This is a genomic window from Streptomyces sp. NPDC088910, from assembly GCF_044749865.1.
Lineage (GTDB): Bacteria > Actinomycetota > Actinomycetes > Streptomycetales > Streptomycetaceae > Actinacidiphila.
Map to the genome: position 1 here is coordinate 167805 of NZ_JBIVIV010000002.1, position 20029 is coordinate 187833.

Consider the following 20029-nt stretch of genomic DNA (forward strand, 5'->3'; position numbering starts at 1 on the left):
CACCACTGACGGCTGAGCGCCGTACGACCGCCGAGGGGTCAGTTCCTGTGTACACGCGAATGAATCAGCGGCATCTGACCAGCAGCCAACGCTCCCGGTTCGTCGAGGCCGTGCTGGAGCTCAAGCGCGTGGGCGGCTACGACAAGTACGTCATCACGCACGGCAAGTACTTCGCCGCCGACGGCGAGAGCGGGCTGCGGGTCGCCCACATGGCGCCGACCTTCTTCCCCTGGCACCGCCGGTTCCTGCTCCAGTTCGAGGCCGATCTCCAGATGTTCGACCCGGGCGTCACCATCCCGTACTGGGACTGGACGTACGACAACGCGCAGAGCTCTTCTCTGTGGGGCCCGGACTTCATGGGCGGCAACGGCCGCGACAGCGACGGCCAGGTGATGACGGGCCCGTTCGCGTACCAGACCGGCGACTGGCCGATCAATTACGGGGTCACGCAGGAGAAGTACCTGACCCGCAACATGGGGCGGCCCGACCGGCCGATCGTGCTGCCGACGAAGGCGGAGCTGGACAACGCGCTCGCGATGCCGGTCTACGACGTCGCGCCGTGGAACTCCGCCCCGTCCACCAAGGGCTTCAGGAACAAGATCGAGGGCTGGACGGTCAGCGACACCAAGGGCGGCTACCTGCACAACCGGGTCCACCAGTGGGTCGGCGGCCACATGATCGGCGGCACCTCGCCGAACGACCCGGTGTTCTGGATGCACCACGCCTTCCTCGACCTGGTGTGGATCCGCTGGCAGCGGCTGCACCCGAAGTCCGCGTACCTGCCGTCCATGCCGCTGTCGGCCAAGGACCCCGAGCACGGCCGCGTGATCAGCAGCAACGAGCTGATGCCGCCGTGGAACGAGAAGCCGTCGGACTACTTCGACCACCGCTCGTTCTACCGCTACGAGGAGAGCTGACGCGCTCGCGCCGCGGGTGACGGGCCGCAGGTGACGGGCCGCGGGTGACAGGCGGAGGGAAACGCGCCGAGGGTGACGGGCCGAGGGAAAAGAAAACGGCCTCCCGCACACAAGGTGACGGGAGGCCGCGGTGGCGCGGAATTACCACTCGCCGCCGTCGTGCCCGGAGACGTTGGCGCACTGGTTGCCGAACGCCGGGTTCAGCAGGCCGATGACGTCGACGGTGTTACCGCAGACGTTGACCGGGACGTGCACGGGCACCTGGATGAGGTTGCCGGACAGCACACCCGGCGAACCGACAGCGGCACCCTGCGCGCCGGAGTCGGCAACAGCCATACCGGCGCCGGCGGCCAGAACGGCACCCGCCGCGGCGGTGACGGCCGCCGCCTTTGCGATACGCGACATCAAGATCTCCCTGAGACGAAACCCAACCGCAAATACCTGCGGCGTTGACGCTGTGCGCAACGGGGGGAGATCACGAATAGTCACGCATGTTGGGCTGAATCGGTGACGGCGTATCAAAATAGGCCGAAGGGGTGAGCGCTGTTCGCGCTCACCCCTTCGGGTGTCACATCCGGCCGGAGCACGGCTCGTGGCGCCGCTCGGGAACCCTGTGAACCACGGCTCCGGCTACGCCCGGCGCTCGGTCAGAGCGGCAGGCCGGGGGCCGAAGGGAGGCCGCCGGGCAGCGACGGGAGGGCGGGCAGACCGGGCAGGTTCGGCGCCGGCAGGCCACCTCCGAGGACGGTGGCGACGACGACGTTGACCAGGCCGGTGACGACGGCCGTGGCGGCGGTCAGCAGCCCCGCCGGGTCACCGGCCGTGGACGCCTTGACCAGGTTGTCGACGGCCGTCTGGAGCGCGGTGAGGGCGTCGGCCTTCAGGTCCCGCGTGGCGGACGGCTTGGCCGACGGCTGCGTGGCGACCTTGCCCGAGGGGCTGCCGAGGCTCGGCACCGCGGGGGCGGCGGGAGCGGCGGGAAGAGCCGGCGCGGCGGGAGCCGCGGGAGCCGCCGGGGCAGCGGGAGCCGCAGGGGCGGCGGGAGCGGCGGGGACGGCCGGCGCGGCGGCCTTCGCCGCGTCGATCGCCGACTTGGCCCCGGCGGCGTCGGCGGTGATGGTCTCGGGCTTGACGGTGCCGGGCTTGGCGAGCACGTCCTGGACCAGTTTCGTGACCGGGGTGAGCACGCCTGCCACGTCTCCCAGTGACTTGGCCTGCGCGAGCAGCGCGGTCGCGTCCGGCGCGGCCGGTGCCGTCACGGTGCCCGCGGGCTTGGTGTCTGCGGGAGTGGCGGCAGCGGCGGTCGTCGTGAGCGCGCCGCCGGCGATGGTGGCGACGAGCGCGGAGGCGACGACCACGCCGGTGATCCGGTGGGTACGCATGGAAAACAGTTCCCTTCGGTGGTGAACAGCTACGCCACCACCGTGAAAAGCAGACGGTATTACCGCAACTGCTGAGAATGGCCGCCGCCCACGAGGGTGGCGGCGCGAACTGTGTGAACTGCGGATTTCCTGTTCTCAACCGCTGCCGATCCACATCACCCTGATGGGCCGTTAGGGTGCGTACGCGCGGCCGACTTCTCCCCTAACGGAGGAATCCGGGAGCCTCGGGTCGCCCGCGGAGGTGATATCCGCCCCGGCCGGGCTCTCCCGGCGGTTAGGGTCCGGCGCATGAGCCAGACCAATACCGCCCTGAATTCCGCCCTCCAGCGCCGACTCGGCACCCTCGTGGTGATTCCGTGGGCCGGTGAACACCACGAGGACGGCCGCGACATGCCGTTCCTGATGGCCTATTCGCTCGGTGACGGGCCGGACGGCCCGGAGTCGGGGCAGGAGGCGGCGCTGGCCGTCGCGGAGGAGGTCGGGCTGCCGGTCGGCGGCGCGATCCTCGACGTCAAGCAGGCGCCGAACGTCCCGGTGAAGGTGCTGGTCGAGGGCGGCAAGGCCGTGCTGACGATGCCGTACCTGCACGCCGCGTGCCCGGTGCCCGAGCAGTGGGTGGCCGCGGCGCAGGACCGGGGCGCGGTGTACTTCATCCTCGCCACCCGCCCGTGGCCCGAGGCCAAGCCGGGCACCCCGGTGACCGAGGAGACCCTCCAGGGCTTTGCCGGGGACACCGACGTCCTGGGCACCGCCGCGCACTGCCTGGTGCCGGTGGGCACCCTCAAGGGTTAGAGCCCGAAACCCGCGCGCAGGGGCGCCCCGCCGGACCGGAGAAGTCCCGCGGGGCGCCCCTGCGTGTGGTGGGTCTGTGCCTACGCGCCCGCACGCGTCCCGTGCGTACGGCGTTTGGCTCGGGTCAGTGGACCAGGTCGTTGGCGGCGGTGACCGCGTCGGTGCCCGCCTGGGCGACGTTCTTCACGTCCTGGACCTTCTGGTCGACCTTGTAGTCGCCGAGCACGCTGGCGGTGGCGCCCTTGGCCTGCTCGCCCGCGGCGCTCGCGGTGATCGCGGTGCTGCTCAGGGTGGAGCCCAGGTCGGCGGACTGCTCGGCGGCCATGGCGGCGGGGGCGCCCGCCGCGATCAGGAAGGAACCGGCGGCGGCGGTGGTGAGGATTCGGCTTACGTTCATGATCGATACAACGCGCGAACCGCCCGCAGGGCACGCGGACCGTACCGGTCCTGGTCGGCGCGGGACCGCGGGCCCTCCCGCCGCGCGCGCCCCCGCTGTTGCACTGGCGTGACAACGGCAGCACAGGAGACGGACGTTGCGGGAGCACTCTTTGTGTCACCGGCACGAACAGCCGGAGCCGGCCGGAACAGCGGGACACCGCCGCGAGCGGCCGGAGAACGCCGCACCGCATCCGTTCCTGGGGGGAACCCGATATGTCCGTTCGTGCCCGTGGCCGTCGCAGCACCGCCGCCGCCATCGCGCTCACCGCCGGGATCACGGCGGGTGCCGCCCTGCTCCTGTCGGCCTGCGGCCCCGCGGACGGCACCGCCTCCGACCCGGCGCCCTCGGCGACGAGCGGCGCGAGCGGTCAGCCCACCCCCAGCGGGAAGGGCGGCAGCGGGGGGAACGCGGGGGACGACGGCGCCAACGGCTCGGGGGCCAGCCCGGTGGGCAGCAGCACCAAGCTCAACGGCACCGCGCACTCCGGTCTGACCATCAGCGACGGCACCCGCTATGTCGTCATGAACGGCACCCGGGTGGACTTCGGCACCGAGGTCCGCGACCTGGCCTGGTCGCCGAACGGCGCGAAGGCCGCCTTCATCGACGGCGACGGCGACCTGGCGGTCAGCGACCCCGACGGCAGCGGGCGCGTGATCGTCGCCAGGAACCCGGGCGACCAGAACTGGTCGCACCCGACCTGGCAGGTGCGCGCGAAGGACCCGCAGAACGGCCTTCCCGCCCTCGACAACATCCTCTTCGCCGGCCGCCGGGGCGGCACCGCCCGGCTGTACGGCGTCCCGGCCACCGCGCACGGCGGCACGCCCAAGGTGCTGAGCCTGAACCACGAGTCGGACGAGAACGTGAAGCCGCTGCCCCAGACCGGCAACGTATGGCCCAGCTCGGCGGGAAAGTACGGCACCGCCGTCTACGCCAACACCGGCGACGGCAACGTCTACATCCGCGACGACTACCTGCGGCAGCAGGGCTACGCGCTCACCCCGGGGTCCGAGCCCGCCATCGGGCCGACCGAGGACGACGGCATCGTCTTCGTCCGGTCCGTCGGGGGCCACGACCACCTGTTCCTGGAGACGCCCCACGACGGCGCGCCCGTGTACAAGGACCTGACCCCGCAGGCGACCACCGACTACACCGAGCCCGCCTTCGAGCCGAACGGCAGGACGGTCGTGGCCCGTACGCCCAACGGCATCGTGCGGCTGCCCGTGGACGGCTCGCAGGCGCCGGTCAAGGTCTCCGACTACGTCGGGCTCCCGGCCTACCGCGCCTGAGCCAACTCGGCCCGCAGCGCCTCCAGATGGGCGTCGGCGGTGTCGTGCGGCAGGAACTCCACCACGTCGACGAAGCGGAACAGCACCTGTGACGAGGTGACCGCGAACTCGTAGTCGGCGAAACCGACGACGGCGCCCAGCGTGCCGCGCACCGCGCCCCGGACGACATGAGCGGTCATGTCGTCCGGGTTCCGCGCGTCCAGGCCGCGCCGCGCGTTGGGCCGCGCCAGATACGGGCAGACCATCGAGGCGTAGAGCATGCAGGCGCGGTGGCCGGGCCCTTCGAGGGTCGGCGCGAGATTGCGGTACGGGCGCCCGGCCGCCAGCGCCTCGCCGATCGCGGCGCTCTCGGAACCGCCCACCACCCGCCACACCGGGCCGCGCGGCATCAGCGTGTCGCACACCGAACACAGCCGCTGCCGGGCGCAGTTGGCGCTGCGGTCGTAGTCGGTCAGCGCGAACTGCGGCTGGTCGTCCTGCCACGGGGTGATCGCGGGCACCGGGTAGCCGCGCGGATCGCGGGGCCTGACCTCGACGGTCGGCGGCATCGGCACGGAGTCAAAGCGCACGGCCCATCCCTATCAGGCGGAACGGTCCCTGCGGAACAGCCGTCCGAACCCCGTCCGCCGCCCGCCCCTGCCGGAATCGGTATCGGTTTCGGTATCGCTATCGGCGGCCGTACCCGTACCCGTATCCGTATCCGCGCTGTCGTCCGTGCCCGTACCGACGGCCCGCGCCGCGTGCCAGTCCGCCACGACCTTCTCGACGTCGAACAGGCCGAGGTTGAGGGGCGGTCCCTCCGGGGGGCGGCGCAGGGCCTCGCGGATGCGGTCGTTGATCTCGGTGAGGATCTGCCGCACCTGCCGTTCGGAGCGCGCCCGCGCTATCGCGGCCGTCGCGTCCTCCGCCGCCTTGCGCAGCACGAGCGTCGGCGGCAGCGCGGACAGGCCCTCGCGGTGCATCTTGCCCTTGATCCACCACAAGTCGTCGTACGGGGTGTCCAGCGAGGCCAACGGCTTTCCCGCGCCCGGCAGTTCGGCGAAGTCGCCGCGCTGCTCCGCCTCGCGGATCTGCTTGTCCACCCACGTCTCGAAGGAGACACCGGCGGGTTTGCGGTCGGTCATACCTCGCTCCTCACGTGGGCGCACGCAGCGGGTGGCGTACGTACCAGGTTACGGCCGCGCCCGCGCGGCCAGCAGGGCGACGTCGTCCTCGGCGGCGGAGGGCGCCAGGCGGTGCACGATCCGGGCCAGGAGCGCGTCCAGCGGTTCACCGTCGGGCGGGAGGACGAGCGAGGCCAGCCGGGCGAGCGAGGCGTCGATGTCCTCGGTACGGCGTTCCACCAGCCCGTCGGTGTAGAGCAGCAGCGTCTCCCCCGCGCGCCACGGCACGTACACCGTCTCGTACGTGCCCCGCAGGTCCGCGCCGAGCGGCGGTCCCGGCGGTACGGCGAGCAGCCGGACGCGGCCGTCGGGGGTGACGACGGCGGGCGGGAGGTGGCCCGCGCTGGCGAAGAAGCAGCCGCCGCGCGCCGGGTCGGCGAGGCCCAGCAGGCAGGTGCCCGGCCGCTGGGCGCCCGCGGCGGCCAGCAGCGCGTCCATCCGGCGCAGGACGCGGTCCGGCGCGTCGCCCTCGCCCGCGACCACGCGCAGCATCGAGCGGTAGTGGCTCATCTCGACGGCCGCCTCGACGCCGTGCCCCATCACGTCGCCCATGGCCAGCAGCGTCACGCCGCCGGGCAGCGCCAGGGTGTCGAACCAGTCGCCGCCGACCAGGTCGGTGGCGCCCGCCGGGAGATAGCGGGTGGCCACCTCGACCCCGGGGTGCGGGGCGCCGGGCGTGGCCAGCAGGGCGCGCTGCAACTCCACCGCGATGCCGTGCTCGCGGGTGTAGCGGCGGGCGTTGTCGAGGCTGATCGCGGCCCGGTCGGCCAGCGCGCGGGCGATGGCGGTGTCCTCGTCGTCGAAGCCGGGCGAGGTCCCGGCCCTGATCAGCGTGACCGTGCCGATCCGGTCGCCGCGGGCGCTCAGCGGCACGACCAGCACGGAGTGGATGCCCGCCGCGCGGTAGGCGGCGACCCGCTCGGCGTTCGGCGCGGAGTGGGCGATCTCCTCGTCGCGCGGCAGATTCTGCACCACGGGACGCCCGGTCTCCAGGCAGGTCGGGATCGCCGAGCCGCGCTGGTAGACCACGTACTCCCCCGGCGTCCCGAAGATCCGCACCCGCTCGCGCAGCGCGGGCCGCGCGGCCATCGCGGCCCTGCGCAGCCGCAGCGCGCCGTCCGGCGGGGGGCGGCGGCGGGCGCGCGGGCCGCTGTCCAGCACCTCGACGGTGGCGGTGTCCGCGATCACCTCGACCAGCAGGTCGGCCAGTTCCTGGCAGGTCGGGTCCATCTCCAGCGTGGAACCGATCCGGACGGCCGCCGCGTCGAGCAGCAGCAGCCGCTCCTTGGCCCGTTCCAGCTCGCGCTGCGCCTCGTGGTCCTCGCTGACCTCGATGATCACCGCGCCGATCCCGCCCACCCCGCCGTCCCGGCCCTGGAGCCGGTGGTACGTGCACTGCCAGTAGCGCGTGGTGTGCGGCGAATCGGCCCGGGTCTGGCCGCTGGAGAGCAGCTCGCGCGGTGTGCCGTCGGCGAGCACCATCCGCAGGACGCCCTCGCCCACGTCCACGCCCGGCACCGTCTCGGCGATGGTCCTGCCGATGTGCGCGGCCGCTTCGACGCCGTTCATCCGGGCGAGCGCCGGATTGACGTACCGGTAGCGCAGGTCGGGGCCGAGTACGGCGACACCCGCCGCCGTCCCCTCCAGCAGCGCGCGCCACAGCGACTCATCCGCGTTCACCTGTTCCACAGTGCACGCAGGGTCGCGGGGCCGCGAATCGGGACGGCGGAGGGGCCGCGCGGCGGCCGGTCCTACGGGGTCCGGGGGTCCGGGGATTCGGGGTCCGGAGAGGCTCGGCGGGGCCGGGGGGGTCGGGATTCGGGGGGCGGAGAGGCTCGGCGGGGTCGGGGGCGCGGGGCGCGGGCTGATATAACAGCGCTGTTAGATTAGCCGCCCGGCGCTTCGACGGTTGAGGCGTCGCGCCCGTCGAGAGGAACGGACCGCCATGACCGAGACGCAGCGGAGCCACCCGCCGATCGAGCCGTACGACCGGGGCATGCTCGATGTCGGCGACGGGAACCTCGTGTACTGGGAGACCTGCGGCAACCCCGAGGGCAAGCCGGCGCTCGTCGTGCACGGCGGCCCCGGCTCGGGGTGCAGGCCGTCGCACCGGCAGGACTTCGACCCGGAGCGGTACCGGGCGGTGCTGTTCGACCAGCGCGGCTGCGGGCGCAGTACGCCGCACGCGAGCGACCCGGCGACCGACCTCACCCACAACACCACCGACCACCTGATCGCCGACATGGAACGCCTGCGCGTCCACCTCGGCATCGACCGCTGGCTGCTGACGGGCGGCTCCTGGGGCTCGACGCTGATCCTGGCGTACGCGCAGCGGCACCCCGAGCGGGTCTCGGAGATCGTCATCAACGGCGTCACGACCACCCGCAGAGCGGAGATCGACTGGCTCTACCGGGGCGTCGGCCGCTTCTTCCCCGAACAGTGGGCGGCCTTCCGCGCGGCGGCCGGTCCGGCGTCCGACGGCACGGGGTCACGCACGGCGCCCGGCACGGCGCCCGGCTCAGTGACCGGCATAGTGTCCGGCTCAGCGACCGGCATGGCGTCCGATACGGCGGGCGGCATCGCGGGCGGGCTCGTCGCCGCGTACGCGCGCCTCACCGAGGACCCCGATCCGGCTGTACGGGCCAGGGCCACCGCCGACTGGTGCGCGTGGGAGGACGCGGTGCTCTCCCTCGAACCCAGCGGCTCCGCCCGCCCGTACAGCGACCGCCCCTCCGCCGCCCGGCTCGCCATGGTCCGGATCTGCGCCCGCTACTTCTCGCACGGCGCCTGGCTCGAAGAGGGCGCCCTCCTGCGCGACGCGCCCCTGCTGCGGGGCATCCCCGCCACCCTGCTCCACGGCCGCCTCGACCTCAGCTCGCCGCTCGACACCGCCTGGCACCTCGCCGCCGCCTGGCCGCAGGCCACCCTCACCGTCGTGGACGACGCGGGCCACAAGGGCAGCGCCACGATGTCCCGCCACGTACGGGACGCGCTGGACGGGTACGCGCGAGCGGTCTAGGGGCGGGCCCGGTCAGCCGCGTACGGGGACCGTCGAGGTGGTGAGGAGCTGACGGGCCTGGCGCTCCGGGGTCTCGGGCGGGACGACGAGCAGGTCGCAGCGGCCGACGCCCCGGCAGAGCAGGCACACCGAGTCGCGGTGGCCGGTGGTGGTGGAGCGGTGGATACGGAGGGTGTGGCCGCCGAGCAGCAGGGCGGAGGGCCCGTCGAGCCAGTTCGCCGCGTCGAGGGTGATGTCGGTGATCCGGCCCCAGCGGCCGTTCAACGCGGCGAGCAGCGGCGGCAGTTCCTTGGTCACGTCACGGGTCCGCGGCCACCAGGCGCCGTCGATCCGTACGGGGCTGCCGCCCGGGTGGATCAGGGACAGCCGGGCGGGCGGCCCGTCCCAGACCGGCAGGGCGCAGGCGGGCAGCGGCGGCGGTGTCTCGGTCGCGGTGGTGATCGTCATGGTGTCGGCCTGTCTCCGGACGGTTCGTCCGGGGTGGTGGGTGGTGCCAAGCGCGTGTTCGGGGCGGGCCGCGGCGGGCGGGGCGGCGACGGCGGACGTACGGGCGGCGGTACGTCGTCGGCGGCGGTCCCCTCGGTGACGTCCGTGCCTCGGCTGACGTCCGGGTCCTGAGTGGCGTCCGCGTCCTGGGCGGCCTCGGTGACGCCGGTCACGCCGGTGACCTCGGCCGTCCCGGTGCCGTCCCGTACGCGCTCCTCGCCGCCGACCAGGCGGAGCTGGAAGGGGCCCGCGTCGGGGAAGTGGACGGTGTCCACGGTCAGCCGCAACCGGGTGCCGCCGTCCTCGTCCACCACCGGGCGGCCGGGGGGCGGCTGCTCGGTCGCGGCGAAGCGGAAGCGCAGCACCTGCGCGATCCTGCGGGCCGCCTCCGGGGTCGCGGCCACGATGCTGACCTCGGCGAAGCCGGGCGCGGGCAGCGCCCGCTCCGCGCCGCCGGTGCCGGAGCCGGAGCCCGAGCCGGTGGCCGCCGCCGCGTCCCGCGCCGCGTCGTCGCGCCCGGCCCCGGCGCGGCCCCGCGGCGGCCCGGCCGTACCCGCCATGCGCGGATCGGCCCCCGTCCCCGCACCGGCCGCGCGCGGCTCGCCCGACTCGTTCTCGCGCGGGGCCATCAGGCCGCCCGCTCCGGCCGGGCCAGCCCCGCGGGACCGCCCTCGGCCTCCCAGGCGGCGTCCGCGCCGCGGTCGGGGTCGGCCTGGGCCATCAGTTCGCTCGCGGTACGGACATTGGCCGGGTCCGCCGCCGCGGCCATCAGCCGGGCCGCCGTCGCCGCCGGGGTCTGCGGCGGGACGATCAGCAGATCCCAGCGGCCCGTACGGTACGAGAGCACCAGCAACTTGTGCGGGTCCTGCTCCTCGACGAACCAGCCGACATGCACCACGTGCCCGGCGACCGGCACCTTCTTCGGCACGGTCGGCCAGTACAGGGGGTTGACGGTGACCCGGGTGATCCGTCCCCACAACAGGTCCAACGCGCCGACCAGGGACGGCAGTTCGAGGGAGAGGTCACGGGACTTGGGCCACCAGGCGCCGTCCAGCGGCCCCGGTCCGTGGCCCAGCTCGGCCGAACCGATCCGCAGGGCGCTGACGCCGGGCGACAGCGAGAGTCGCGGCGCGGGGGGCGCGGGAGGGGGCCGCGGGACCGTACGGACCGCCGAGGGGTGTGCGGAATCCTGAGAGGAGAGCATGGAACAAATCCGTCCACGGGCCCGCTGGAACGGGTCCGGCACCGTCGCTCACCGCGAACGACGCCGACTTGAGTGCCGGTGTACGGAATGCCCTCGGTCCGTTCACCCTACTCCGTCCGGGGTGTCTGGGACGATGATGGAAGGTCACCGTTCCGGACCGCCGGGACACGGGGCCGATGGGGGAGGGAACACGTGGCCGAGGTCTTCACGCGCCGCATGTCCAGATGGCAGGCGGAGCAGCAGCGCGAGGCCGTCGCGGATGTCTACGTCGAGGCGTACCGAGGTGTGCCGGGCCAGGAATTCCACGACCGGGAGGATTTCCTGGGGCGCTTCGCCGAGGCCACGCAGCGGCCCGGCTTCGACATGATCGTGGCCAGCGAGCGGCGGCTGACCGGGGTCGCGTACGGCTACGTCCTCGACCGCGCCGACGGCTGGTGGCGGGACTTCACGGTCGCGGGCACCGACGGCGCGGGGCCCGACGGCACGGACATCGAGGAGCTCACCGCCTCGGGACAGGTCTTCGCGCTCGCCGAGCTGATGGTCGTGCCCGCCTACCGCAGGCAGGGCATCGCGACCGGTCTGCTCGACCAGCTCCTGCTGCGCAGCGACGCGGCCCTCGTCACCGTCCTCACCGCGCCGGACGCCGACGCCGTCCACGCCCTGCGCGCCTGGGAGTGGACCTACCTCGGCGACACCCACGGCCCCCGCCAGGCATGGAGCCGCCCGCTGCGCCCGTGAGCGTCGCCGCCGCCATGTCCCCTGGCGTCGCTACCGCTTGCGGACGCCGAACAGCGAGCGGCTGATCTCGCGGCCGAGCTGCGTACCCATGGAGCGGGCGAGGGACTTGAACGCGCCGCTGTGGACGACCTGTTCGACGATTCCGGCGTCGGCGGCGGCGCCCTTGGCGGAGGAACGGCCGCTCTTCGGGGCGGTCTTGGGCGCGCTCTCGGCGGTTTCGGCCCGCGCGGCGGAAGCCGCTTCGGCGGCGGCCAGCTTCTCGTAGGCGGACTCGCGGTCGACCGCCTCGGCGTACCGCCCGTACAGCGGCGAGGACTTGACGGCGGAGTCGAGCACGGCCGCGTCCACGGGACCCATCAGCGACTCGGGGGCGCGCAGCCGGGTGGCGGCCACCGGCGTCGGCGCGCCGTTCTCGCTGAGGACGGTGACGACGGCCTCGCCGGTGCCGAGCGAGGTGAGCGACTCGCCCAGGTCGTAAGCGGAGTTGGGGAAGGTGGAGACGGTGGCGCGCAGCGCCTTGGCGTCGTCGGGCGTGAAGGCGCGCAGGGCGTGCTGGACACGGTTGCCGAGCTGGGCGAGCACGTCGCCGGGGACGTCCTTGGGCGTCTGCGTGACGAAGAAGACGCCGACGCCCTTGGAGCGGATCAGCCGTACGGTCTGGGTGATCGCGTCGAGGAACGCCTTCGAGGCGCCGTTGAAGAGCAGGTGCGCCTCGTCGAAGAAGAAGACCAGTTTCGGCCGGTCGAGGTCGCCGACCTCGGGCAGGTCCTGGAAGAGGTCGGCGAGCAGCCACATCAGGAAGGTCGAGAAGAGCTGCGGCTTGTCCTGCACGGCGGGCAGCTCCAGCACGGAGACCAGCCCGCGCCCGTCGGACGCCGTACGCAGCAGCTCGCTCGTGTCGAATTCCGGCTCGCCGAAGAACGCGGCGGCGCCCTGCGCCTCGAAGGCCGTCAGCGTCCGCATCAGCACCCCGGCCGTCGCCGACGAGATCCCGCCGATCTCCTTCAGCTCCGGCTTGCCCGCGTCGGAGGTCAGGAAGGCGATGACGGCCCGCAGGTCCTTGAGGTCGTACAGCTCGAGGCCCTTGGTGTCGGCGTAGTGGAAGATCAGGCCGAGCGACTGCTCCTGCGTGGTGTTCAGGCCGAGCACCTTGGACATCAGGACGGGGCCGAAGGCGGTGACGGTCGCCCGTACCGGGATGCCGGGGCCGAGGCCGCCCAGCGCGTAGAACTCGGCCGGGAAGCCGGTGGCCGTCCAGTTCTGGCCGACTTCCGCCGCCCGCCGCTGGACCTTCTCACCCGGTTGGCCCGGCGCCGACACGCCGGAGATGTCGCCTTTCACGTCCGCGAGGAAGACCGGGACGCCCTGCGCGGAGAGCTGTTCCGCGACGAGCTGGAGCGTCTTGGTCTTGCCGGTGCCGGTGGCGCCCGCCACCAGGCCGTGCCGGTTGAGCATGCCGAGCGGGATGCGGACCGGCGCGTCGGGGTGGCACTCGCCCTCCCAGAGCAGCGCGCCGAGGTCCAGCGCGGGGCCGGTGAAGGCGTAGCCGCGGGCGATGTCGGCGGCGGGGGACGGCAGTGTCGGCCCGGACGGCGCCGCTGATGGCCCGGACGGTGGGGCTGTCGGCCCGGACGGCGCGGGAGTCGACCCCGGTGTCACGGCCGCCTCACCCGTGACGGCCTCACCGGCGGAACTATTCGGCTGGGGATCGGTCATCACATGCTCCCGATTCATACGACGATGAGGCTTTTGCCACCATCGCACCCCGGCAGCGGTGCTGCGCCCGGACAAGCCGGGCCGGTAGGCTTTCCGTGTGATCTTCAAGCGCATCGGAAACGGGCGGCCGTACCCGGACCACGGCCGGGTGAGTACGCGCGAGTGGGCCGACGTCGCCCCACGTCCCGTGCGGCTGGACCAGTTGGTGACCACCAAGGGACAGCTCGACCTGGAGACACTTCTCGCCGAGGATTCCACCTTTTACGGCGACCTCTTCGCCCATGTCGTGAAATGGCAGGGCGACCTCTATCTCGAGGACGGACTCCACCGGGCGGTACGCGCCGCGCTCCAGCAGCGCCAGGTGCTCCACGCCCGGGTCCTGGAGATGGACTGACAATCCGCTTACGCTGCGCTCATGAGCATGCTGACCCCCTCCGGTATGGGCGGGAAGTACCGGGTCACCGGCAAGCAGTACCCGAGGATGCGCCGCCCGCGCCGCCGCGGCCGTGTCGTCACCGCCGTGCTCGCCTCGGTCGTCGTGCTCGGCCTCTTCGGTTACGGGGCGCTGCAACTCGTCCATGTCTTCCGCGGGGACGACAACGGCGACACGAAGGCGAACGCGGCACCGCAGAACCGCCCCTGCGTCACCGTGGCCCCCACCGCCCCCACGGGTAAACCGGCCCCGCTGCCGCAGCCCGCGGGCGTCACGCTGAACGTCTTCAACGCCACCGCCAAGGGCGGTCTGGCCAAGACCACGGCCGACGAGCTGGCCAAGCGCGGCTTCAAGGTCAACAAATTCGGCAACGCGCCCGACCCGTACGACAAGAAGGTCGGCGAGTCCGCGCTGATCGTCGCCGGGCCCGCGGGCGAGGCGGCGGCCCGCACGGCGGGCACCCAGGTGGCGGGCTCGACCGTGAAGATCGACCCCAAGCGGACCGACAAGACCGTCGATGTGATGATCGGCACGGCCTTCACGGCGCTTTCCGGTCCGACCGACGTGGCGAAGGCCCGGATCGTGGCGGCGAACCCGCCGCCGCCGAAGCCGGTGTGCGTGACGCCGAGCCCGAGCGCGTCGGGGGCCACCCCCGGCAAGACGGGGGCCACGACGAAGGCGGGCGCGCCGACGAAGCACTAGCCGCCGCGGCGGGCGCCGCCTTGGCGGGTGGCGCTTGCGCGGGTGGCTTGGCGCGGGTGGCTTGGCGCGGGTGACTGCCTTCGTGGCGGCCGACAGCGTATGTGCGAGAGGGGCGGGACCTGCGCCAGGTCCCGCCCCTCCGCTTGTCGGATCAGCGGCCGGACAGCGTTCAGGGTGTCCGGACCGTTCAGCCCGTCTCGGTCATTCAGCCCGTCCGGACCGTTCAGCCCTTCCGGGGCGTCCGCGACACGCCGGGTCGGGCCGGGCCGATTGTCAGCTCACCGTGCCGTACATCCGGTCGCCCGCGTCGCCGAGGCCGGGCACGATGTAGCCGCGCTCGTTCAGCCGCTCGTCGACCGCGGCCGTGACCACGGTGACCGGCTTGCCTGCCAGGGCCCGCTCCATCGACTCGACGCCCTCGGGCGCGGCCAGCAGGCACAGCGCGGTGACGTCGTCGGCGCCGCGGTCGATCAGCAGGTCGATCGCCGCCACCAGGGTGCCGCCGGTCGCCAGCATCGGGTCGACCACGTACACCTGCCGTCCCGACAGGTCCTCCGGCATACGGGTGGCGTACGTCGCCGCCTCCAGCGTCTCCTCGTCGCGGACCATGCCGAGGAAGCCGACCTCGGCGGTGGGCAGCAGCCGCACCATGCCGTCGAGCATGCCGAGCCCGGCGCGCAGGATCGGCACCACGAGGGGGCGCGGGTAGGAGAGCCTGACCCCGGTGGTCGGGCCGACCGGGGTGCGGATGTCGACCTGCTCGGTCCGCACGTCGCGGGTGGCCTCGTAGGCGAGCAGGGTGACCAGCTCGTCGGCGAGCCGCCGGAACGTCGGCGAGTCGGTGCGCTCGTCGCGCAGGGTGGTGAGCTTGTGCGCGACCAGCGGGTGGTCGACAACATGGAGACGCATGAATATGACTGTATCCGCCGGGTGGGGGGCGCGTCGCCAGTGCGATGAGCAGCCCGGCTCCGCGCACCTTCTGCGCCTGGCGTGGGGTAAACGGCGCGAACGAGGGAAACTGGCCAGATACGCCCGGTGTGCCTTCCGGGTGAAGCGAGCCCCAGGGATGGTGCCCGAGATGCCGGAGCCCGACCGAGCAGCCGAGCGAGCAACCGACCGAGCCATCGACCGTGACGCGGATCGCACCGACCGCACTCCGGATCGCGCCACCGACGGCGCCCCCGCCGGCGCTGCGGACCGATCCGCGGACCGTACTGCTGACCGATCCGCGGACCGTACTGCCGACCGGTCTCCCGGCCGTTCCCCCGCCCGCGACACGGACATCGAGCGGCGCCGCAAGCGCGCGCTGTTCCTGCGGGAGCTGAACGAGGCAAAGGAGCTGCGCGAGCGGGTCCAGCCGCGACGCGCCCGGGTCGCCCGGCTCCGTCAGCAAATGCGGATGCGCACCTTCCGTTGGTGACCGCGCCGCGCGGGTGACCGGGTACGGATCACGTATACGCCGCGTACGCGCCGCGTACACAGCGTGACGGATCAGTACCGTACGGGTGACCGTTCCGGGCCCCCGATGGCCGGACTTTCCAGAGAAGTGACGAAGACCTGGCACGTCGCGGTGCAGAAGACCCTTCGCAACGCCCCGGTTTCTGCCACGATGCCGAGTGGGTGGGGCCAACGGAAGTCGAAAGCGGCCCCCATCCGGTCCGGACGGCCTGAGACCCTGTGGGAGAGTCACGGTGTACTTCGCCGCACTGCTCGCGCGCACCGAGGACGGTTGGCAAGCGAGCGAACCCGATCTCGACGATGTGGAAACCCTCGCCGATCTGAGCGATCTGGCCCGCGCGGCCGGCGACGAGGAGGAAACGGTTCTGGTCTTCATCGAACAGGAGGACGCCTGGTTCGGCGTCATCCGTGTGGACGGTGAAGAGGATCCCAGGATCTATGTGTCCGACGCGGCTGCCGCCGCCCGCAGTTCGTACGGGGAGATCCTGCTCACCGACGAAGTGCTGGGCCGCGACCCCGAGGACCTGGACGAACTCGTGGACCTCGACGGCACCGAGGACGGCGAGGACGACGAGACCGAGGACGCCGTGGCGGGCCCCTCGGAAGACCATGTGCCGACCGGTCCGCTCGGCGAAACCGACATCCTCACGGATCTCGGCATGAGCACCAGGGAACTGCTGGCGCTCAGCGGTGACGGCGCGCTGACCGGTGAGGCGCTCGGCGAGATCGCCGACGCACTGGGGTGCGGGGACGTGCTGGAGGCGGTCCGCTGACAGACCCTCTGAAGGACCCCTGGGTCGCCGCGATGCGGCTGGCCCTGGAAGAGGCGGCACAGGCCCCGCTCACCGGTGACGTACCGGTGGGCGCGGTCGTGCTGGCCCCCGACGGCACGGTGCTGTCCCGTGCCCGCAACGAGCGCGAGGCCACCGGCGATCCGACCGCCCACGCCGAGGTCCTGGCCATCCGCCGCGCCGCCGCCTCCGTCGGCGGCTGGCGCCTGACCGGCTGCACCCTCGCGGTCACCCTCGAACCGTGCACCATGTGCGCGGGCGCGATCGTCCTCTCCCGGCTCGACCGCGTCGTCTACGGCGCCGCCGACGACAAGGCGGGCGCCGCCGGTTCCCTCTGGGACGTGGTCCGCGACCGCCGCCTCAACCACCGCCCCGAAGTCATCCCCGACGTCCTCCCCACCCCCTCCGCCGCCCTCCTCACCCGCTTCTTCCGTACAACCGATTTCTGACCACCCCCCCGCGTGGGCTAGGATCTCTCTCGGTAGCGTGTCCGAGCGGCCTAAGGAGCACGCCTCGAAAGCGTGTGAGGGGGCAACTCCTCCGTGGGTTCAAATCCCACCGCTACCGCCACGAGCAACACGTGGCTGAGGGCAACATGGAACTTCCATGTTGCCCTCAGCCACGTCCGCCTCAGTTCCCACCCAACTTGACTTGCACAAGCGCCCCAACGATCGGCGGCCATGACGTGCGAGCGCCTTGTGTGTTGATGTCCGGCAAGACTGCCCCTGGCAGGCACAGACCTGCGCCATCAGGTGACAGAGAGGCCGTCGCGTCCTTTGGCGAAGCAGCGACTATCTCAAGGCATGTGGGCGGACTGTCCCACGCCACACCGAGATGTCCCGTCGCAGTCACGTTGGGTTCAGCCCGATGCGATGTTCATCACTCTGCGCGAAGCATTGGCACAGGGTGCCGTAACGGAACCTGTGATCCCATCAGGCACTTTGCAGGCCAAAGGGCTTGGGGTGGTCTACACCTCAACTGCCCTTTGCACTCAGTGGCGTTGTAGCAGCCGACATGTCGACTGAGAGACCGCGAAGTTACGCGGGAGTTCGCGTCGGAGCCGAGTAACATCTTGCTACTGCTCGTCCTCTGAGCTGGACCGCGACCAGGTGAACGTGACCCCCGGGGGCCCACGATCCCGTGCAGCCCTTTGCGCAGAGGAAAGGCAGGACCCCTATGCCCGATCAGGGTGAGGGTGGCAAGAACCGTAAGAAGTGGCAGGCATGGACCCGACTCAGGGCCCGCACTGCCGTCGGCATCGTCGTGACAGTCGCCGCGGTTGTTACCGCAGCTGCGGACGTCACGCACGCGATCGAGGTGATCAGCCGGCACCTGTGACGACGTGACCCTTACCGGGGTCACCCGGCAAGGGTCACGTCTTGCGACTGGAGCGCTTCGCCGTGCGGCCGACCAAGCATGCAGCGGCGGGGCGCTCCTTCTTTGTGCAGTTTTCCCGACAGCAACGCAAATCACCGCATGTGACCTGCGTCACGCAAAATATGCGCCTCTCTCATACTGCCTTGCCGGAGACCTGGTCCGCCACGAACACGCGACGAACCGGCTCTAGGGAAAAGCCGCACAAAGTGCAATCGGTGCAGGCCAAAGAGGGTAACTGTGACGCAAATCACAGTCGCTGAGGCGCCTTGAACACCAGAAATTCACCCATTGAGGAATACCTCGAACGGTTGATCTCGGTTGGCACCGCCCCGTCCCATGGCCAACGCCTCTACATAATGCCACCGCAATGCATGTGCATCTAGGCCTGATCGAATGCTGATACCGCGCGCGACCAGGCATGCCAGTCATGATCATCGCGCTTGATTATGCCACACAGGGCTCTTGGCATATGCCAAATGACAACGAAAGCCCTCTACCTGCACCGGAGCCATGCGTCTATACCAGGGCCCTCTGACAGACGACAGGCAAGCCTCCAAAACGGAGTAGCCCAGATCACACCCGTCCAGGGGTGCTTGCAGCGCCAACAGCAGCTCTTCGAGCGAGAAATGCCGTACCCCGCGTCCTGCCAGCATGCCGAAAGTGTGCCAGGGCCGTGTCATCGCACGATGTGAGCACCCGAGGCCGAGAGGCGTGCGCTTCACAGGTTGTGTCGGGCCAGGTCGTGCGGAACGTTCTGAACTACGACGCCACGCGCGGTGTTGTCAGCGCTTTGGCGACGGGGAGGGCCGTGCGCCGGGGAACCCTTCGTGGCCGTTACTCGTCGTCGTAGCGCTTGAAGTCGCTGGTGTCGATGGTCCAGGGGCCGAAGGGGACCTGGTCGCCGAAGACGTAGGGGAGCACGGTGGAGTAGTGCGGGCCGCTGGAGCCGGGGGCGGGGTCGGCGTAGGTGAAGACGAGACCCTTGCGAGGGTCGATGAGCAGGTAGAGCGGGATGCCCATCGCGGGGTAGTCGGCGGCCTTCTCGACGTAGTCGTTGTCCGGGTTGGACTCGGAGACCACCTCGACCACCGCGAGCAGGTCAGCGGGGTCGACTGTCGGTTTCGGCTCTTCCAGGATGTCGAGCGGGAGGACGACGGCGTCCGGTCGGCGCATCCGCCCCACCGCCGGGTGCTCCACTTCGGCACCTGACTGGGCGACGATGTCACGGTCCGGATGCGTGGCCGGGAGCTGAGCGTTCAGCTGGCGGACGACGCGGGTGGCGATGGCCTCGTGGCGGTTGACCGGGCTCATCATCACGACGACCCCGGCAGCTCCGATCTCGATCGCCCAAGCCCCTTGCAAGCGGTCCGCCAGCGGCCAGAGCTCCTCCGCGATCTTCCGCATACGTGCGTAGACCTGCGGGTCCGCTGCTTCGGTCACGACTCCTCCGTACGGTGGGTTCAACCGGCACCCGAGCCAGTGAAGCGCCTGCAACCGACTGACGCGGTTGCTCCTGCGAGTCTGCATGCCACCGCGGCCATCGCCAAGGCGGACTTGCCCCGGCCTGCGGCGTTCCGGGACCGGCCGAAGAACAACGATCCATGAGCGCATGGCTCCCAAGCCGCGCCGCGCGCCTGTCGCCCCCCCAAACGGCTCTACCTTCTTGATCGGGTTGATCGAGCCATTCGTAGGGTTGGGTCGCCCAGGGGTGACCAGCGGTGAGCCCGCGCTGCTGCTGGCGCTGCTGGTCAGCCACGGCCAGGAGGTCCTCACCCGCGTGGTCAACCGCCTGCGCGGCACCCCGCTGTCCATGTTCCCGGCCCTGGAGAGGGCCCTGGACATGGCCAACACCGGCCCACTCAGGCTGCTGACGGGCTGCCAGACTCCGCATGCGATCCGCCGTGCCGGGGTCACTCGGCTGGCGATGGCCCTCAACGAGCATGTTGTCGAGCTGGACAAGCTCATCGAGGACCGGTTTCGCGAGCACGAGCTCGCTGACATCGTGCTGAGCGTCCCGGGCATCGGCACGACTCTCGGAGCCGAGTTCCTCGCCGCCGTCGGTGGCAGCCTGGACAGGTTCGACTTCCCAGACGCCTTGGCGGCCTTCGCCGACGTCGCCGCGGTGA

The 20029-nt window shown here is 71.6% G+C and carries 22 protein-coding genes, 1 tRNA gene and 2 pseudogenes; 13 read left to right on the forward strand and 12 right to left on the reverse strand.

Going from position 1 to position 20029, the window contains the following annotated elements; translation table 11 throughout:
- Nucleotides 1-47: 47 nt before the first annotated feature.
- Complete coding sequence (locus tag ACIP4Z_RS05290; RefSeq protein ID WP_355336509.1) at nt 48-917, forward strand: tyrosinase family protein; 870 nt, start codon at nt 48-50, stop codon at nt 915-917.
- Between the two features lie 141 nt (nt 918-1058).
- Here the strand turns inward: ACIP4Z_RS05290 and ACIP4Z_RS05295 are convergent, their stop codons facing one another.
- Together ACIP4Z_RS05295 and ACIP4Z_RS05300 are read right to left on the reverse strand one after the other, a co-directional pair.
- Nucleotides 1059-1322 carry a chaplin gene (locus ACIP4Z_RS05295; protein ID WP_188284466.1) on the reverse strand — a complete coding sequence of 88 codons (264 nt, stop codon included), beginning with the start codon at nt 1320-1322 and terminating at the stop codon, nt 1059-1061.
- 242 nt (nt 1323-1564) lie between these two features.
- Nucleotides 1565-2299, reverse strand: coding sequence for a hypothetical protein (locus tag ACIP4Z_RS05300; protein WP_355336510.1), 735 nt, complete (start codon nt 2297-2299; stop codon nt 1565-1567).
- A gap of 288 nt (nt 2300-2587) precedes the next feature.
- Between ACIP4Z_RS05300 and ACIP4Z_RS05305 the strand changes: the two genes are divergently transcribed.
- Complete coding sequence (locus ACIP4Z_RS05305) at nt 2588-3091, forward strand: DUF5949 family protein (protein WP_355336511.1); 504 nt, start codon at nt 2588-2590, stop codon at nt 3089-3091.
- 124 nt (nt 3092-3215) lie between these two features.
- On the opposite strand, the gene ACIP4Z_RS05310 is transcribed toward ACIP4Z_RS05305, so the two are convergent.
- On the reverse strand, nt 3216-3488 hold the full coding sequence (locus ACIP4Z_RS05310; RefSeq protein WP_188284469.1) for a hypothetical protein: 273 nt from the start codon (nt 3486-3488) through the stop codon (nt 3216-3218).
- A gap of 254 nt (nt 3489-3742) precedes the next feature.
- Between ACIP4Z_RS05310 and ACIP4Z_RS05315 the strand changes: the two genes are divergently transcribed.
- Nucleotides 3743-4816 (forward strand): hypothetical protein, encoded by a 1074-nt coding sequence (locus ACIP4Z_RS05315; protein WP_401305247.1) that lies wholly within the window; start codon nt 3743-3745, stop codon nt 4814-4816.
- On the opposite strand, the gene ACIP4Z_RS05320 is transcribed toward ACIP4Z_RS05315, so the two are convergent.
- The 3 genes and pseudogenes from ACIP4Z_RS05320 to ACIP4Z_RS05330 form a co-directional block, all read right to left on the reverse strand.
- Nucleotides 4804-5385 carry a hypothetical protein gene (locus tag ACIP4Z_RS05320; RefSeq protein WP_355336513.1) on the reverse strand — a complete coding sequence of 194 codons (582 nt, stop codon included), beginning with the start codon at nt 5383-5385 and terminating at the stop codon, nt 4804-4806. The genes ACIP4Z_RS05315 and ACIP4Z_RS05320 overlap by 13 nt on opposite strands.
- A gap of 162 nt (nt 5386-5547) precedes the next feature.
- Nucleotides 5548-5940: pseudogene (locus ACIP4Z_RS05325) on the reverse strand (DUF1992 domain-containing protein); the annotation flags it as partial.
- A gap of 48 nt (nt 5941-5988) precedes the next feature.
- Nucleotides 5989-7659 carry a SpoIIE family protein phosphatase gene (locus tag ACIP4Z_RS05330; protein WP_355336514.1) on the reverse strand — a complete coding sequence of 557 codons (1671 nt, stop codon included), beginning with the start codon at nt 7657-7659 and terminating at the stop codon, nt 5989-5991.
- Between the two features lie 265 nt (nt 7660-7924).
- Between ACIP4Z_RS05330 and ACIP4Z_RS05335 the strand changes: the two genes are divergently transcribed.
- Nucleotides 7925-8998, forward strand: coding sequence for an alpha/beta fold hydrolase (locus ACIP4Z_RS05335; RefSeq protein WP_401305250.1), 1074 nt, complete (start codon nt 7925-7927; stop codon nt 8996-8998).
- Nucleotides 8999-9010: 12 nt separating this feature from the next.
- Here ACIP4Z_RS05335 and ACIP4Z_RS05340 read toward each other — a convergent pair whose 3' ends face one another.
- From ACIP4Z_RS05340 to ACIP4Z_RS05350, 3 genes are read right to left on the reverse strand one after another with little or no spacing between them, the layout of a single operon-like run.
- A complete protein-coding gene (locus ACIP4Z_RS05340; protein ID WP_355336516.1) occupies nt 9011-9445 on the reverse strand; it encodes a DUF5994 family protein in 435 nt (144 codons plus the stop codon).
- Nucleotides 9442-10113, reverse strand: coding sequence for a hypothetical protein (locus ACIP4Z_RS05345; protein ID WP_401305252.1), 672 nt, complete (start codon nt 10111-10113; stop codon nt 9442-9444). The genes ACIP4Z_RS05340 and ACIP4Z_RS05345 overlap by 4 nt, the downstream gene beginning before the upstream one ends.
- Nucleotides 10113-10688: a DUF5994 family protein gene (locus tag ACIP4Z_RS05350; RefSeq protein ID WP_355336518.1), complete on the reverse strand. Its 576-nt coding sequence runs from the start codon at nt 10686-10688 to the stop codon at nt 10113-10115. Before ACIP4Z_RS05350 ends, ACIP4Z_RS05345 begins: the two co-directional genes overlap by 1 nt.
- Nucleotides 10689-10904: 216 nt before the next feature.
- On the opposite strand from ACIP4Z_RS05350, the gene ACIP4Z_RS05355 reads away from it, so the two are divergent.
- Nucleotides 10905-11426: a GNAT family N-acetyltransferase gene (locus ACIP4Z_RS05355; protein ID WP_355336519.1), complete on the forward strand. Its 522-nt coding sequence runs from the start codon at nt 10905-10907 to the stop codon at nt 11424-11426.
- 30 nt (nt 11427-11456) lie between these two features.
- Here ACIP4Z_RS05355 and ACIP4Z_RS05360 read toward each other — a convergent pair whose 3' ends face one another.
- Nucleotides 11457-13142 (reverse strand): helicase HerA-like domain-containing protein, encoded by a 1686-nt coding sequence (locus ACIP4Z_RS05360; protein ID WP_401305255.1) that lies wholly within the window; start codon nt 13140-13142, stop codon nt 11457-11459.
- A 97-nt stretch (nt 13143-13239) separates the two neighbouring features.
- Here ACIP4Z_RS05360 and ACIP4Z_RS05365 point away from each other — a divergent pair, with 97 nt between their 5' ends.
- Together ACIP4Z_RS05365 and ACIP4Z_RS05370 are read left to right on the forward strand one after the other, a co-directional pair.
- Nucleotides 13240-13536: a type II toxin-antitoxin system VapB family antitoxin gene (locus tag ACIP4Z_RS05365; RefSeq protein ID WP_093712089.1), complete on the forward strand. Its 297-nt coding sequence runs from the start codon at nt 13240-13242 to the stop codon at nt 13534-13536.
- Nucleotides 13537-13557: 21 nt separating this feature from the next.
- Entirely contained in the window at nt 13558-14277 is a 720-nt protein-coding gene (locus ACIP4Z_RS05370) for a LytR C-terminal domain-containing protein (RefSeq protein ID WP_401305258.1), read from the forward strand.
- Nucleotides 14278-14550: 273 nt separating this feature from the next.
- Here the strand turns inward: ACIP4Z_RS05370 and upp are convergent, their stop codons facing one another.
- Nucleotides 14551-15186 (reverse strand): uracil phosphoribosyltransferase, encoded by a 636-nt coding sequence (upp, locus tag ACIP4Z_RS05375; protein WP_355336522.1) that lies wholly within the window; start codon nt 15184-15186, stop codon nt 14551-14553.
- A gap of 169 nt (nt 15187-15355) precedes the next feature.
- Between upp and ACIP4Z_RS05380 the strand changes: the two genes are divergently transcribed.
- The 5 genes from ACIP4Z_RS05380 (at nt 15356) to ACIP4Z_RS05400 (ending at nt 17864) form a co-directional block, all read left to right on the forward strand.
- Nucleotides 15356-15697, forward strand: coding sequence for a hypothetical protein (locus ACIP4Z_RS05380; protein ID WP_401305260.1), 342 nt, complete (start codon nt 15356-15358; stop codon nt 15695-15697).
- A gap of 271 nt (nt 15698-15968) precedes the next feature.
- On the forward strand, nt 15969-16508 hold the full coding sequence (locus ACIP4Z_RS05385; RefSeq protein ID WP_355336524.1) for a hypothetical protein: 540 nt from the start codon (nt 15969-15971) through the stop codon (nt 16506-16508).
- Nucleotides 16509-16540: 32 nt separating this feature from the next.
- The gene (locus ACIP4Z_RS05390) at nt 16541-16975 is read left to right on the forward strand and encodes a nucleoside deaminase (protein ID WP_355336525.1); all 435 of its coding nucleotides are present in this window, start codon (nt 16541-16543) and stop codon (nt 16973-16975) included.
- 31 nt (nt 16976-17006) lie between these two features.
- Nucleotides 17007-17096, forward strand: a tRNA-Ser gene (locus ACIP4Z_RS05395).
- Nucleotides 17097-17702: 606 nt separating this feature from the next.
- The gene (locus tag ACIP4Z_RS05400) at nt 17703-17864 is read left to right on the forward strand and encodes a hypothetical protein (protein WP_401305263.1); all 162 of its coding nucleotides are present in this window, start codon (nt 17703-17705) and stop codon (nt 17862-17864) included.
- An 873-nt stretch (nt 17865-18737) separates the two neighbouring features.
- On the opposite strand, the gene ACIP4Z_RS05405 is transcribed toward ACIP4Z_RS05400, so the two are convergent.
- Nucleotides 18738-19343, reverse strand: coding sequence for a Uma2 family endonuclease (locus ACIP4Z_RS05405; protein WP_355336526.1), 606 nt, complete (start codon nt 19341-19343; stop codon nt 18738-18740).
- 268 nt (nt 19344-19611) lie between these two features.
- Here ACIP4Z_RS05405 and ACIP4Z_RS05410 point away from each other — a divergent pair.
- Nucleotides 19612-20022: pseudogene (locus ACIP4Z_RS05410) on the forward strand (transposase); the annotation flags it as partial.
- Nucleotides 20023-20029: the final 7 nt, after the last annotated feature.